Source organism: Planococcus notacanthi, from assembly GCF_030407825.1.
GTDB lineage: Bacteria > Bacillota > Bacilli > Bacillales_A > Planococcaceae > Planococcus > Planococcus notacanthi.
In genome coordinates this window covers 1-14,439 of sequence record NZ_JASDCQ010000005.1, presented here as the reverse complement: position 1 = coordinate 14,439, position 14,439 = coordinate 1, and the positions used below count along the sequence as shown (strand labels likewise).

Below are 14,439 nucleotides of genomic sequence, written 5' to 3'. Positions count from 1 at the left end.
CCGCTCCCATTTTTGGAAGCGGCTGTGATCAGTCTTTTTTGTATTCGACACGGTAGACATCATGGCGACGGTCTTTCAGTTGCTTGACTGTCCCGTTCTGGCGTTGGCGGCGCAGAATTTCCAAATCGACATCTCCAATGAGCACCATTTCCAGGTTGGCATTGGTTTCTCCGACAATTCCATCACGCGCAAATTCGAAATCGGATGGAGCGAAAATACCTGATTGGGCATATTGGATGTCCATATTTTCGGTTTGCGGCAAGTTGCCGACAGTTCCGGAAATGACTGTGTAAATTTGGTTTTCCACAGCACGTGCCTGTGCACAATAACGGACGCGCAAGTATCCTTGGCGGTCTTCCGTACAGAATGGAGTGAAGATGATGTTCGCTCCCATATCTGTCGCAATGCGGGCAAGTTCAGGGAATTCAATATCGTAACAGATCTGGATGGCGATTTTTCCGCAATCTGTATCGAAGACGCGGACAGAATCCCCGGCAGAAATTCCCCACCATTTGCGTTCATTTGGTGTGATGTGGATCTTATACTGTTTGTCGATTGAACCGTCACGGCGGAACAAGTACGCAATGTTGTAGATTTCGTCATCTTCTTCTTTAACGAAATGCGAACCTCCGATGATGTTGACGTTGTAGCGGACAGCAAGATCTGTAAACAATTCAATATACTGAGGCGTGTACTCCGTCAACTTGCGTACGGCCTGGCTTGGCGATGGCTCGTTCAGGAATGACATCAGCTGCGTCGTGAAGATTTCAGGGAATACGACGAAATCCGAATGGGCATCTGAAGCCACGTCCACAAAGTATTCAACCTGGCTGGCCAAGTCATCGAATGATTTAATGGCGCGCATCAAATACTGCACGACACAGATCCGGACCGGCAAGCTGGTTTTGAAATGGCGTTTGGAAATCGGCTTGTAATCAACATTGTTCCATTCCATCAATGTCGCGTATTTGCCTGAAGCCAAATCATCCTGCAGGTAATTCGGGTTGATGCGCATCAATTGGAAGCCGTTCATCAACTGGAAAGTCAAAACCGGATCATAGATTTTATGGCGCGATACTGAATCGACGTATTCACGCGGCGACATTTCATCTGCATGTTTATGGTAATTCGGGATGCGCCCTCCGATGATGATCGACTTCAAGTTCAATTCGCGCGCCAATTCCTTGCGGGCTTCATATAAACGTTGTCCGACTTTCATTCGGCGGTATTCCGGATGCACCATGACTTCAATGCCGTACATATTGTAACCGTCGGGATTGTGGTTGGTGATATAACCAGCGTCCGTTACATCGTCCCAAGTATGGCGATCATCGTATTCATCAAAGTTAATCAACAAACTCGAACATGAGCCAATCACTGTGCCGTCCAATTCAGCGACCATCTGGCCTTGAGGGAAGACCCCCAAATGGCTTCTCAGTTGCTCTTCTTTCCACGGATCCATTCCAGGAAAGCATAAACGCTGCATTTCCAGGATGGCATCTATATCTGCATAATTCATTTCGCGAATGATCATGCTTTTTTCAAAATGGGATAAATCGAATTGTTCTGCCACAATACAGCTCTCCTTCACAAAAGTTTCAAACTTTATTATATAGGAATGTCGCTCAGGTTGATATTATTTTACTTGTATCACGATAACATTTATAATTCTATGGAAGTATTTATTGAAAAGAGGGAACATCAAATGACGAAACGCCAGGAAAATGTTTTGCTTTCCATGTGGGTTGTGGCACTTATCGCCACAGCGGGTTCTCTTTATTTTTCTGAAATCCGCGGATATGCCCCGTGTGAGCTTTGCTGGATCCAACGCATTTTCATGTATCCGCTGGTTATCGTCATCGGCGTGGCCTATGTACAGAAAAATGTCCGAATTGCTGCCACCACGTTGATTTTCTCCATCGTAGGCGGAGGGATTTCCCTTTACCATTACGGACTCCAGAAGCTCGATTTTCTGGCAGATTCCGCCCCATCCTGCGGTCAGGTGCCGTGTACCGGAGAATACATCAACTTGCTCGGATTTATCACCATTCCGTTTTTGGCGTTGACTGCATTCATCCTGATCGCTGGAATGAGCATTTATTTAGTGAAGTCCCTTAAGGAGGAAAAAGCACAATGAAGAAGTTACTGATCATCGCAGGTATTGTCGTTGTCGTGTTTGCCGGCATCATTTTCTTGACCAACCAGGCAAACAATAAAAAATTGGCGGACAATCCGTACGATACAGAAGATTTGGAACAAGCAACAATTGATCAATTAGACGATGAAAACTACCAGAACATTGTCGTACCGGCTGAGTTGGAAGAGAAAATTGCCAGCGGCGAACCAACCACGGTTTATTTTTTCAGCCCGACTTGCCAATATTGCCAACAGACCACACCGGTCTTGATGCCCGTTGCTGAAGACATGGATGTAGACGTTTTGCAGTATAATCTGTTAGAGTATGAACAGGGCTGGCAGCAATACATGATCGAAGCAACACCAACATTGATCCATTATGACAATGGAGAAGAAGTTTCACGTTGGGTCGGCGCACAGCCGAAAGAGAATATTGAACAATTCTTCACCGATGTAGTTAAAAAATAACTGACAAAAGGATCATGTGCCTTGCGCATGATCCTTTTTTATGGAGGAAACCAGATGACTTGGAGTTATGAAATCAAAGACGACGGCATGACTGTCGAAGAATTATTGAGAACCGAATGGGGCCTCGGCAAGAAAGTGGTCCATCAAATGCGTATGGCCAAAAGCGTCAAAAACGAAAAATTCCAGGAAGTGATCTGGAAAGAGCCATTGCCGGCGGGTACCATCCTGCAATTCGATTTGCCCCCTGCCGACTCACCTTATGAGCCGAAACACGATGTAGAGCTTCCGGTTTTATTCGAAGATGACCACTTTATCGTTGCCCGCAAACCGAAAGGCATGGCTACACATCCCAATGAGGTCGGACAAACCGACACATTTATCAATGCCATTCTCGGCCATATCATCCGCAACGGCGGATCGTACGGCGAGCATGTCCACCGCTTGGACCAAGGAACTTCCGGCCTGTTGATGGTCGCCAAGCATCCTGTTGCCAAAAACGTGCTGGACCGCATGCTGGAGCAAAAGCAGCTGGTCCGTGATTATGAAGCTGTCGTCAAAGGCAAGGTCCATAATAAATCCGGCACCATCGACTTCCCGATTGGCCGCGACCGCCACCACCCGACGCGCCGCATGGTTTCCCAAACAGGACAAAGTGCTGTGACCCATTACCGCGTCCTCAAGCAAATGGAAGGCAAATCTTTGCTTCACCTGACGCTTGAAACCGGACGCACGCACCAAATCCGTACACACCTTTCACATATTGGCCATCCGATTATGGGAGATACACTTTACGAAGGGCCGCCGACACAAGACGGCGCTTACCATCTGCATGCTTTCCGCATGTCGTTCATCCACCCGTTCACCAATGAAAAAGTGGTTGTTGAAGACTCGGCCAGATAACGAAAAAAGCAAGTTCCTTTTCGGGGAACTTGCTTTTTTTATACCTTGATTTTATCGGGATGCGTGCCGGAGCGCCAATCCTGGTTCAGTCCATCAATCATTTTCATCTCTTCTTGTGTTAAAGAGAAGTCGAAAACCTGCGCGTTTTCTTTGATGCGTGATGGAGTCACTGATTTCGGGATGACAATCAAATCGCTTTGCAGATGCCAGCGGATGACGATTTGCGCAATCGTTTTTCCATGAGTGGCTGCAATTTTAGCGAGGACCTGATCTTCCAGCAACCGCCCACGTGCCAGCGGCGACCAGGAAGTGATCGCAATGTCGTTGGCAGCACAATATTCCCGTAGCGGTTCCTGCGTCAGTTGCGGATGCAATTCGATTTGATTGACCATCGGTTTGGTATTGGCAGTAGCCAGTATTTTCTCCAGATGGTGCTGCTGGTGGTTCGAGACGCCAATTGAACGGACCAGTTTTTCATCATAAAGGCGCTGGATGGCGCGGTACGTATCGATGTATTTCCCTTCGATCGCCCAATGCGTCAAATACAGGTCCAGATAGTCAAAGCCAAGACGCTTTAAAGAAGCTTCGAAAGCGCGCAGCGTTTCATCATAGCCCTGATCTGTATTCCAGACTTTCGACGTGATGAACAGGTCTTCCCGCTTCACGATGGAATTCCGTACCGCTTCCCCTACCTCCACTTCGTTGTCGTAAATGGTTGCCGTATCGATTGCTTTATAGCCTGCTTCAATCGCTGTGGTCATAGCTTTTGTTGCTGCTTCTTTATCCGTCATTTTATATACCCCTAAACCAAAACGCGGCATTTCCACTCCATTATGTAAGGTTTTTGTTGAATTGATCGTTAAATCCATTTTCATCATCCTTTCTTTCTTTTATTGTACAAATAATATTTGATAAATTCGACTTTAAAGATTTCCCAAAAGACCCTTGCACTCTTTCAATAAAGCGAATAATATATATGTTGTCGTTGAAAATCGTTCGTGTTTTGGAAGGAGCTTTTTGATGTTTCATTTAAAAGAAAATAACACTACTATAAAAACTGAAATCACCGCCGGCATGACGACGTTCCTGACTATGGCTTATATCGTCATCGTCAACCCTGTCATATTGGGTGCTGCCGGCGTGCCGTTTGATCAGGTATTTCTGGCAACCATCATCGCTGCCGCCATCGGTACACTATGGATGGCGTTAGCCGCCAATTATCCGATTGCCATCGCACCGGGGATGGGCTTGAACGCTTATTTCACTTCCATGGTACTCGGGTCGAACGGCGCCATTGATTACGTCACCGCATTTGCAGCCGTGTTCGTCGCCGGACTTATTTTCGTTGCTTTGTCTTTGACTTCCATGCGCAAAGTCTTGATTGAAGCCATTCCTGAAAACTTGAAACATGCCATCACTGCCGGCATCGGACTTTTTATCGCCTTTATCGGCATGAGACTGAGCGGCCTGATTGTTGCAAATGAAGCCAATCTTGTCGGCTTAGGTAATTTGACTTCACCGCCAGTAGCATTGACTCTTCTCGGATTGCTGGTTACAGTCATTTTCATGTCACTGAAAATTCATGGCGGCATTTTCTACGGAATGATCGTTACAGGAATTGTCGCGTTTTTCACCGGGCAACTAAAATTCGACGGCGGTATGATGCAGCTTCCCTCATTGCCTGAAGGCATCCTGGTTTGGAATCCGATTGAAGCATTCCAATTAGTCATTCAATATGGACTTTATGGCGTTGTCTTTTCTTTCCTTCTGGTCACTTTATTTGATACCACCGGCACCATGATCGGTGTAGCCAAACAAGCTGGCTTGATGAAAAACAATAAAATGCCGAGAATGCGGCAGGCATTGCTGGCAGACTCCCTTGCCGCGACTGCAGGTGCCATGGTCGGGACAAGCCCGACTTCCGCTTATGTGGAATCATCTGCAGGTGTTGCAGCGGGTGGGCGTACCGGCTTGACCAGTTTGACCGTCGCCATCCTGTTCATCATCGCTGCATTTTTCGGCCCATTAGTCGGCGCCTTATCGAATGTCGCAGCCATCACAGCCCCTGCATTGATCATTGTCGGAAGCCTGATGATCGGTGCCGTAAAACAGATCGACTGGGAAGAATTCGATGAAGCGTTTCCTGCATTTCTGATTGTCCTAGCCATGCCGCTGACTTCCAGCATCGCAACCGGGATCGCTTTCGGATTCATCACCTACCCGTTGATGAAAGTATTTGTAGGCAAAGGCAAATCGGTTCATCCGATTCTGTATATTTTTGCGGTCCTGTTTGTCATTCAATTGCTGATTGCACCCCATTGACCAAAATAAAAAAACCGCCAATTGGCGGTTTTTTTATTAGATGCGTGCTCTGCTTCCTGACATCGCTGCAGTAATAAGCAATACTGCTGCAGTAATCAAATGGAATACCCAGCCGATTCCTGGAATCCAGGCAATCAGGCTGGTGATGACCCCAAGTATCGATCCGGTTTTCGGTGAATATTCACGGAAACAAAAGAACAAGGTAATGGCGTGAAGCACGAACATGACGCCTAACGCTGAGTAGCCTGTACTGATGACGAAACCGCCACCGATTAATGGAATCGCCAGAAACGCTTCAGCCAAACCTGTAATCCAAAGCAAAGCGACAGAAATTTTCATTTTCATTCGTTATCATCCCTTCTTTGCCTTTCTTATCTATACTATACGGATGAACAGAGCCAAGGTTTCATTTCTCTGAATGTCCCCATCCTTTTCAGACCGTCAGAAATTATCCACATTTCACTTGATGTGGATATTTCATTTTTCCCGATTGTAAGCTATACTAAACAAAGATGCACATTTCAAGGAGGTCATTATTTATGAACTTAATCCTTATTTTGGGTATTTGTGTTTCGTTCCTAGTAGCTATTTTCACTGCTGGATACGATGACAAGCCTGGAACAAACGAAAGAGAATAGTACAAAAGGACAGCGGAATCCGCTGTCCTTTTTTCTATGCCTTTATTCCAATCCAGGGTAATCCTGTTGGCGCAATGCTTCATACATCAGTATCGCTGCCGTATTCGATAAATTAAGCGAGCGGATGTTGTCGTTCATCGGGATGCGCAGGCAATGATCCGGGTTCTGCTCGATCAATTCCTTCGGCAAGCCTTTTGTTTCCTGTCCGAAAACGAAGAAATGGTCTTTGCCTCTGTCTGAGAAGTCGAATGACGTGTGCGGCTGTGCCCCAAACTTCGTAATATAGTAGAACTCCCCGTCCTGATAGCGGTCAAACAGCTCCTGCAAGCCGTCGTAATAATGAATATCGACATGCTCCCAATAATCCAGTCCCGCACGCTTCAACATCTTGTCATCTGTCGAGAAACCGAGTGGGCGTATTAAGTGCAGCTTGACTCCCGTCCCTGCGCATGAACGCGCGATATTTCCGGTATTCGCTGGAATCAGCGGTTGGTACAACACAATATGAATAGCCAAATCTGTCACTTATCCTTTCAATCCTTCAGCAAAAAATGCCAATCCTTTTTGAATTTCTTCTTGAACTTCTACGTCGTTCTCTACCACTTCTGCTCTCTTTAAGGCTTGAAGCCCTTCTTCCGTCCCTATCTTGCCGAGTGCCCATGCCGCAGTTCCTCTGATCACCGGCCGCTCGTCGCTTTCCAATAACTTAATCAATGCCGGCACTGCAGACGTTTCCTTGAAATGAGCCAGCGCCAAAATAGCGTTTCGTTGAATCGGTTTTTTGCCCCGCCACGAACCGGATACATAGCCGAACTTATCCTTGAACTCCCGATTGGAAATAGCCAATAAAGGCTCAAGCAAAGGCTTGGCGATTTCCGGATCCGGCTCGAATTCCGCATGGATCCGATTGGCTTTGCCTTTATTTTTCGGACAGACCGTCTGGCACGTGTCGCAGCCATAAAGCCGGTTGCCGATTTTGCCTCGGAATTCATCCGGCAGAAATCCTTTCGTCTGCGTCAAAAAAGAAATGCAGCGCTGGGCGTTCAATTGGCCGCCTTCAACGATGGCTCCTGTCGGGCAAGTGTCGATGCACAAACGGCAATCGCCGCATTGATCTTCCATCGGCTCATCGAAACGGAATGGTATGTTGGTGATCATTTCACCAAGATACACATACGACCCGAATTCCGGCGTGATGATATTGGTGTTCTTGGCACTCCAGCCGATGCCGGCGCGTTCCGCCACTGCCCGATCAGACAGCTCTCCGGTGTCAACCATCGACCGCATCCGTGCTTCCGGATAACGAGTGGCAATAAACGCCTCCAACAGCGTCAGACGCTCCCTGAGCGCCGCATGGTAATCCTTGCCCCAGGACGATCGGGAGAAAATTCCCCGCCGTGCGCCTTTCACTCCTTGCGGTGCATCCGACATCCGTGATGGATAAGCGATGGCGATGGCGATGATGCTGACAGCTTCATTCAGCAATAGTTCAGGCCTCGTGCGCTTTTCCACATCCGATTCTTCAAATCCGGACTGGTAATTCAATTGCTGCTGGCGAATCAATTGATGCTTTAAGCTATAAAAAGGTTCGGCTGAAGCAAAACCGATTTTGTCAATTCCGATCTCCGAGGCATACGCAACAAGCTCTTTTTGAAACTGATCAAGATTCATGTCGTAACCCCTCACTCAATTCTATGATACGATAATGAAAACCACATACGTGAAAGGAAGATTGCAATGAAACTGACAATCGATCCTCAAATAAAAGAAATTCTAAGCGAATTTAAAATTGGTATCATTCATTATAACAATATCACCGTTTCCGAGTCACCTCAAATGTTAAAAGGCCGCCTCCAGCTTTTTCAGGAGCAGCTGTACTTTGATTTGGAGGATAAGGACATCACTGAATTCCCCGGCCTGCTGGAATGGCAATTGATATGGAAAGCATTGGGGGCAGATCCCAGCCGCTACCGCCCAGCTGCAGAAGCGCTTTACCGCCGCATCAAAAAGCAGAATTACTTAGCGACCGTCAACTCTGCCATCGATATGAACAGCTTCCTGTCGCTGCAATACGAAATCCCTCTGGGCCTTTATGATGCCGATAAAATTGAAGGTGATATTCAAATTGCTGTAGGGACCTCCGCTGACCGCTATGAAGGCCTGAATAACCGCGTCAACACCTTGACTGGGATTCTGGTATCCAAAGATGCCGCAGGCGCTTTTGGCAGCCCCTACGTCGATTCTAAACGGACCGCTGTTACCGAACAGACAAAAAATGCATTACATATCTTCTATCTCCGCCCTTCTATGGAAAGAGATACCGCTCTTCAGCTGTTGACTGCCGCATCAAATATGTTCACCGGCATCAACGGAGGAGAAGCCGAGTTTTATGTACTGTGACTGAAAACAAAAGGCCGACGCTCTGAGTGAGAGCGCCGGCCTTTTAAAATTCATTTTACTTTTTGACAACCACTTTCGTTCAATTCCATCACATAGGCATATTCTTTTCCATTCACTGGCGGATGCAGTAAACTCTTCTTACATTAATGAAAAAAAGAGGGATCCACACGTGAAACGAGTGCACAGCGACATTGTCCAGTTTCGAGGAAGCCATTACGATTTCGGCCGGATGCAGGGAGAACTGCTGAAGGAATCGTTGATTCTTTCCAACCGCAAAAAACAACGGCAGGCTTCCAGCCGCCATTTGATTATAGACGAACAACGCGCAAAAAATATATTGCTCACTTTAGCCCCTAGAGTATGGGAAGAAATTACCGGCCTAGCCGATGCACTGGAATGGCCCATGGATGAGGCCATTCGGGAATTCGGCGGCTATTACTTGGAATACACGCGGAGCGGCTGCTCCATCTATACTGAATCTGATTTCATGGTCCGCAATTACGACAGTTCACCAGAAGGCTACGAAGGGCGCTTTGCTCTGTATCAGCCGACTGACGGCGGATTTGCAACCATCGGACCGACCATGCAGATTACTGGCCGCACAGATGGCATGAACGAAAAAGGTTTGGTGATGGGCTATAATTTCATCAACCGCCGAAATTCAGAGGACGGTTTCATCTGCAATATGATCGGCCGTTTGATTTTAGAAAACTGTGCGACCATCGACGACGCCATCGCATTGCTGGAAGAACTTCCGCATCGTCGTTCCTTTAGCTACGTCCTGTTGGACCGCACCGGGAAATCTGTGGTTGTTGAAGCTTCTCCGCGTTCTGTCGTGGTTCGCGAGTCCGCGGTTTCCACGAATCATTTCGAATTGCTGGTGGAGGAAAACCGCTACCAGACAGACGATTCCCGCAGAAGAGAACAAATGATGCTCACCCAGCAAGAAAACCAAATCGATGCCTACAGTGCGTTCCGGCTCTTGAATGATTCGGATAAAGGCGTCTTCTCTAAAAAATACAGCACAGCTTCCGGCACATTGCATACCGCCTCTTATTTCCAACGCAGTCTGGAAGTGGGATTCGCCATTGGCCCGGACCGTTTGCCGCTCATGCTCGATTTCGACAAGTGGCTGCAAGGCGAACGGTTATACGCCAAACGCATCAACGGAAAAATCGATACGCACCTGCCTTTTGCCCATATGGTCGAACTTTAAAAACCAAAGGCGCCAGCATGATAGATGCTGGCGCCTTTTTCTATTTTTCTATACAAATTGTTTATCCACGTGTGCAAAACCGATATCCGTATCCACTGCTCCATGAATTTTTTGGACATTCAGACCATCTCCCTGCAGCCAGCTCCCAAAATCGAAAACTGTCGGTTGCTGATTTCCGCCAAGCGCAAACCAGACACTCTTTTCCTTCGGCAAATAAAGAGAGGTATGAATAGTCCCTGCCCAGCTTTTATACAACTTCGAGAAAACCCCTTTGTCGGTGTCGTTGAACAGACGGAATGCCTGCAGCGCATCTTCTGTCTGGCTCTCCTGATTTTGAATCACTTCCAGGCGGTCGAACGAATCCTTCAAGTAATTGCGGTTTTCATGTTGTTGGATTTCAAAATGATTGGTGCAGACATTGCTGACACGCACATCAACTGCACGCGGACTCGCTTCGATAATCCGTGTTTCTCCGCTTGGATCGGTCACGATATAACTAAATGAACCGCGGTGCGGAATCTCTTTCAGCAGCTCCACCGCCTCTTCAATCGTTGCGCAAGTTTCCAGGATAATGCGGCCGATCAAGTAGCAGACAAATCCATCACCCGGCTTTTTCCGGTGGGTAAAGTTATAGCCCATGGCCAATCCTTTTTCATTCATGCCGTCCATGCGGCCCGTAATTCGTGAAGTGGGGCCAATGATCGCATACCCCTGATCATTCGGCTGAAACAGGCTGAAACGTCCTTCATAAGTCTGCGGGTGGAAGTCGTAATTGCGGACCATAAAATCCCTTCCCGTGACAATTGAACAGCCAGACGGCATCGCATCGATCCGGTATCCCCCGAAATCACGCAGTACATCTTCCATCGGCAATTTGAGGCTTTCCTGCAGTCCCGTCAATTCGTCCCAGATTCCGGGGGCGAATCTGTGATAGGCCGCCTTTGTGTCCTCTACATCTATTTCAAACCTCGGCCTTTTCGCTTTCCACTGCTTTCTCCGGTTATCCAATATAATACTGTCTTTTAAAAGCTCACCTTGCCTGACTCCAAAATCATAATGGCTTCCTCTGAATTCCAAAATATCACTATGTATATCTCTCATCAAATTCTCCTTTATTTGCAGAATCACTCGTTATGTTTCAGCATACACATTTCCAGAATGAAACTCAAAAACTCCGCGCTGAAGAAATTTAGGCTACAAAAGAGCTGTCTTATAGAATGATAAGACAGGTACAGCCACCCCCTTTATTTTCCACCTTCGATATGCACACCTCAACTCAGCAAGATCCAATTTCTTCATTTTTATTGACGAATATGCCCTATTCTTGACTTTCGAGTGTATCTCTTCCATGAACTCTGTTTGTAAGATCATCTGAAATGTTAAGCCCAGCAAATGGATTCAATTCTACAGAACTACTTGCCAGTTAGATAAATCCGCGCTTAGATTGGGCAAAAGAAAAAGACCCTGACAGTGAAGTCAGGGTCTTTTGGGCTAGCGGTATACCGGCGGTCGGGGTCGAACCGACACTCCGGTGAAGGAACGGGATTTTGAGTCCCGCGCGTCTGCCAATTCCGCCACGCCGGCAAGTATTGCTTTAGCGGACAAGATTTATTATAGCACATCTTTTTTCGCTCGCCAATACTTTATTAATATAATAGATAAATTTCTTAAAAAACTTTTAAAGTTTTTTCTACATTACAAGATTGAGCAGCAAATAGAACATAGCAGCCAATAATGCTGAAATCGGCATCGTGATCAGCCAGGTGATCAGCATGGTTTTAGCTGTTCCCCACTGAACGCCTTTGACGCGATGCGCTGCGCCTACCCCCATAATTGAAGATGAAATAACATGAGTCGTGCTGACCGGCAAATGGATCAAGGTAGCGCCGAAAATCACTGCTGCCCCCGTCAGATCTGCTGCAACTCCATTGACAGGACGGATTTTCATGATTTTTCCACCCACAGTTTTAATGATTCTCCAGCCACCGATGGAAGTTCCCAATGCCATCGCCAGCGCACAAGTTGCCTGAACCCATAGCTGAACGTCATCCGAAGTTTGGTAGTTATTAACGATCAAGGCCATCGTAATGATCCCCATCGCTTTTTGGGCATCGTTCGTCCCGTGAGAAAACGACTGCAAAGCGGCAGTAGCAATTTGGATCAACCTGAAATTCCGATTGGTTTTCGTTAAGTTATGATTTTTGAAAACTACTTTAAAGATGCTGTACATTAGATAACCTACAACCAACGCAAGAATTGGAGAAAAAATCAAAGCCTGCAGGATAGCCAGAAACCCACTGTAATTCAAAGCGGCAAATCCAGCACCCGCAATAGCTGCTCCAGCAATCGAACCGATTAAAGCGTGCGAGGAGCTGCTTGGAATGCCGTAATACCAAGTTAATAGATTCCATGTGATGGCAGCCAGTAACGCTGCCAATATAACGACAGAGCCATTATCCAGCGCAAATGGATCGACAATGTCTTTTGTGATTGTTTTAGCAACTCCTGTAAAAGCCATTGCACCCACAAAGTTCATTACAGCAGCCAGCAAAATGGCACGCCTTGGCGTTAATGCCTTTGTGGAGACTGCCGTAGCTATCGAGTTCGCCGTATCATGAAAACCATTGATAAAATCAAATACGACAGCAAAAATGACAATTAAAACCGTTAACAGCAATATCATATCCATCAGCCATTTTGCTCCTTAAGCGTTTTTCATTATAATTGATTCGAATGTATTGGCGACTTGCTGGCAATGGTCAGCAATTTCTTCCAGTTCTTCGTAAATGTCTTTGTATTGAATAATCCGGATTGGATCTTTTTCAGTTTGGAAAAGGTTCTTAATCGAACGGCGCAAAACAGCGTCGCATTGTGACTCGTAATCTTTGATTTTTATTGCATGTTCTCTCATTTGAGGAAGCTTTTTAGAAACCATCAGCTCAACAGCTATTTCAATTTCAATTGTGCTCAATCGGATTGCTTCTACGAATTCGAGCATGTACTCATCTGCCTTTACGATTGAATACATTTCAAACAAGGCCGCTGTATGTTCCAAGCCGTCCAAAACATCGTCCATGCTCATTGCCAGCGCTAAAATATCTTCGCGTTCAATTGGTGTGATGAAAGCATTGTTAAGATCATGTATGACAGTGTGAACAAAAGAATCACCTTTTGTTTCATAATCTTTCATCGTGTTTGCAAAAATGACTACGTCACTGATTTTCTCCAGCTTATAATCTGCAAAATAAGCAGCACTTTCTTTTAAATTCAACGCAATATCACTCAACTGTAATGCAAACTTATCTTTCTTTTTGAACGCCATTTTCTTTGCCCCCACTATTTTTCTAAAATAACTTCTTAGCTAAATTATAATAGCTTATTTCACGAAAAAATAATACTGGCTTTATTAGAATTTACAAAACCGTAATAAAACAGAATTCTCAATTTAAAAGCGGCTGAATAATCGCTGGCATAACAAAAAAACCCTCCAGCTATGATTACTCATAGTTGGAGGATTTCTGGAAAGGGCAGGCAGGCCCTTTCATGATACCGGCGGTCGGGGTCGAACCGACACTCCCGTGAAGGAACGGGATTTTGAGTCCCGCGCGTCTGCCAATTCCGCCACGCCGGCAAATCATTATGGAGGCGGCAACCGGACTCGAACCGGTGATAAGGGTGTTGCAGACCCATGCCTTACCACTTGGCTATGCCGCCAATTATTGGAGCGGAAGACGAGGTTCGAACTCGCGACCTCCACCTTGGCAAGGTGGCGTTCTACCACTGAACTACTTCCGCAATAAAGCTGGGGTACCTGGATTCGAACCAGGGCATGACGGGATCAAAACCCGTTGCCTTACCGCTTGGCTATACCCCATTAATAAAAGATGGGGCGGACGAGGGGAATTGAACCCCCGAGTGCCGGAATCACAATCCGGTGCGTTAACCACTTCGCCACGACCGCCACTTTACTATTTTATAAGTACATTGAATGAAAATGAAAACATGGGGCGGACGAGGGGAATTGAACCCCCGAGTGCCGGAATCACAATCCGGTGCGTTAACCACTTCGCCACGACCGCCATCATATAATTTAAAATTGGCAGGGGCAGTAGGAATCGAACCCACATCGGAGGTTTTGGAGACCTCTGTTCTACCGTTAAACTATGCCCCTAAAAACTGGTGGTGGGGGGCAGATTCGAACTGCCGAACCCGAAGGAGCGGATTTACAGTCCGCCGCGTTTAGCCACTTCGCTACCCCACCTTAAAAATGGTGCCGGAGAAAGGACTTGAACCCTCAACCTACTGATTACAAGTCAGTTGCTCTACCAGTTGAGCTACTCCGGCACGGAGTTATTTCAT

14 protein-coding genes and 10 tRNA genes are annotated in these 14,439 nt (G+C 46.6%); 6 read left to right on the top strand and 18 right to left on the bottom strand.

Going from position 1 to position 14,439, the window contains the following annotated elements:
- Positions 1-28 precede the first annotated feature (28 nt).
- On the bottom strand, positions 29-1,573 hold the full coding sequence (locus QMA01_RS15490; RefSeq protein ID WP_191716632.1) for a carbon-nitrogen hydrolase family protein: 1,545 nt from the start codon (positions 1,571-1,573) through the stop codon (positions 29-31).
- A gap of 132 nt (positions 1,574-1,705) precedes the next feature.
- On the opposite strand from QMA01_RS15490, the gene QMA01_RS15485 reads away from it, so the two are divergent.
- From QMA01_RS15485 to QMA01_RS15475, 3 genes are read left to right on the top strand one after another with little or no spacing between them, the layout of a single operon-like run.
- Complete coding sequence (locus tag QMA01_RS15485; RefSeq protein WP_191716633.1) at positions 1,706-2,137, top strand: disulfide oxidoreductase; 432 nt, start codon at positions 1,706-1,708, stop codon at positions 2,135-2,137.
- On the top strand, positions 2,134-2,604 hold the full coding sequence (locus tag QMA01_RS15480) for a thioredoxin family protein (RefSeq protein WP_191716634.1): 471 nt from the start codon (positions 2,134-2,136) through the stop codon (positions 2,602-2,604). The genes QMA01_RS15485 and QMA01_RS15480 overlap by 4 nt, the downstream gene beginning before the upstream one ends.
- Positions 2,605-2,658: 54 nt before the next feature.
- Positions 2,659-3,504, top strand: a complete 846-nt coding sequence (locus tag QMA01_RS15475; RefSeq protein ID WP_290186513.1) for an RluA family pseudouridine synthase — start codon at positions 2,659-2,661, stop codon at positions 3,502-3,504.
- Between the two features lie 38 nt (positions 3,505-3,542).
- Here QMA01_RS15475 and QMA01_RS15470 read toward each other — a convergent pair whose 3' ends face one another.
- Positions 3,543-4,373: an aldo/keto reductase gene (locus tag QMA01_RS15470; RefSeq protein ID WP_191716636.1), complete on the bottom strand. Its 831-nt coding sequence runs from the start codon at positions 4,371-4,373 to the stop codon at positions 3,543-3,545.
- A 151-nt stretch (positions 4,374-4,524) separates the two neighbouring features.
- On the opposite strand from QMA01_RS15470, the gene QMA01_RS15465 reads away from it, so the two are divergent.
- Entirely contained in the window at positions 4,525-5,826 is a 1,302-nt protein-coding gene (locus tag QMA01_RS15465; protein WP_290215441.1) for an NCS2 family permease, read from the top strand.
- A gap of 36 nt (positions 5,827-5,862) precedes the next feature.
- Here QMA01_RS15465 and QMA01_RS15460 read toward each other — a convergent pair whose 3' ends face one another.
- The 3 genes from QMA01_RS15460 to queG form a co-directional block, all read right to left on the bottom strand.
- Positions 5,863-6,171 carry a hypothetical protein gene (locus QMA01_RS15460; RefSeq protein ID WP_301611040.1) on the bottom strand — a complete coding sequence of 103 codons (309 nt, stop codon included), beginning with the start codon at positions 6,169-6,171 and terminating at the stop codon, positions 5,863-5,865.
- A gap of 335 nt (positions 6,172-6,506) precedes the next feature.
- A complete protein-coding gene (gene trmL / locus QMA01_RS15455; protein WP_290215440.1) occupies positions 6,507-6,980 on the bottom strand; it encodes a tRNA (uridine(34)/cytosine(34)/5-carboxymethylaminomethyluridine(34)-2'-O)-methyltransferase TrmL in 474 nt (157 codons plus the stop codon).
- A 9-nt stretch (positions 6,981-6,989) separates the two neighbouring features.
- On the bottom strand, positions 6,990-8,135 hold the full coding sequence (gene queG, locus QMA01_RS15450; protein WP_203340936.1) for a tRNA epoxyqueuosine(34) reductase QueG: 1,146 nt from the start codon (positions 8,133-8,135) through the stop codon (positions 6,990-6,992).
- Positions 8,136-8,201: 66 nt separating this feature from the next.
- Here queG and QMA01_RS15445 point away from each other — a divergent pair, with 66 nt between their 5' ends.
- Positions 8,202-8,864: a B3/B4 domain-containing protein gene (locus QMA01_RS15445; RefSeq protein WP_290215439.1), complete on the top strand. Its 663-nt coding sequence runs from the start codon at positions 8,202-8,204 to the stop codon at positions 8,862-8,864.
- Positions 8,865-9,033: 169 nt separating this feature from the next.
- Positions 9,034-10,080, top strand: coding sequence for a C45 family autoproteolytic acyltransferase/hydrolase (locus QMA01_RS15440; RefSeq protein ID WP_290215438.1), 1,047 nt, complete (start codon positions 9,034-9,036; stop codon positions 10,078-10,080).
- Between the two features lie 48 nt (positions 10,081-10,128).
- Here the strand turns inward: QMA01_RS15440 and QMA01_RS15435 are convergent, their stop codons facing one another.
- From QMA01_RS15435 to QMA01_RS15375, 13 genes are all read right to left on the bottom strand, one after another.
- Positions 10,129-11,181 (bottom strand): C45 family autoproteolytic acyltransferase/hydrolase, encoded by a 1,053-nt coding sequence (locus QMA01_RS15435; RefSeq protein ID WP_290215437.1) that lies wholly within the window; start codon positions 11,179-11,181, stop codon positions 10,129-10,131.
- 399 nt (positions 11,182-11,580) lie between these two features.
- Positions 11,581-11,664 (bottom strand) — tRNA-Leu (locus QMA01_RS15430).
- Between the two features lie 106 nt (positions 11,665-11,770).
- Positions 11,771-12,769: an inorganic phosphate transporter gene (locus QMA01_RS15425; protein WP_191716644.1), complete on the bottom strand. Its 999-nt coding sequence runs from the start codon at positions 12,767-12,769 to the stop codon at positions 11,771-11,773.
- A 15-nt stretch (positions 12,770-12,784) separates the two neighbouring features.
- Entirely contained in the window at positions 12,785-13,402 is a 618-nt protein-coding gene (locus tag QMA01_RS15420) for a DUF47 domain-containing protein (protein WP_290215436.1), read from the bottom strand.
- Positions 13,403-13,627: 225 nt separating this feature from the next.
- Positions 13,628-13,711: transfer RNA gene (locus tag QMA01_RS15415), tRNA-Leu, on the bottom strand.
- Between the two features lie 9 nt (positions 13,712-13,720).
- A tRNA-Cys gene (locus QMA01_RS15410) sits at positions 13,721-13,794 on the bottom strand.
- 6 nt (positions 13,795-13,800) lie between these two features.
- A tRNA-Gly gene (locus tag QMA01_RS15405) sits at positions 13,801-13,875 on the bottom strand.
- Between the two features lie 7 nt (positions 13,876-13,882).
- Positions 13,883-13,954, bottom strand: a tRNA-Gln gene (locus QMA01_RS15400).
- Between the two features lie 11 nt (positions 13,955-13,965).
- Positions 13,966-14,041 (bottom strand) — tRNA-His (locus tag QMA01_RS15395).
- Between the two features lie 42 nt (positions 14,042-14,083).
- Positions 14,084-14,159: transfer RNA gene (locus tag QMA01_RS15390), tRNA-His, on the bottom strand.
- 18 nt (positions 14,160-14,177) lie between these two features.
- Positions 14,178-14,251: transfer RNA gene (locus QMA01_RS15385), tRNA-Trp, on the bottom strand.
- Positions 14,252-14,257: 6 nt separating this feature from the next.
- Positions 14,258-14,341: transfer RNA gene (locus QMA01_RS15380), tRNA-Tyr, on the bottom strand.
- Positions 14,342-14,348: 7 nt separating this feature from the next.
- Positions 14,349-14,424: transfer RNA gene (locus tag QMA01_RS15375), tRNA-Thr, on the bottom strand.
- Between the last annotated feature and the right edge of the window lie 15 nt (positions 14,425-14,439).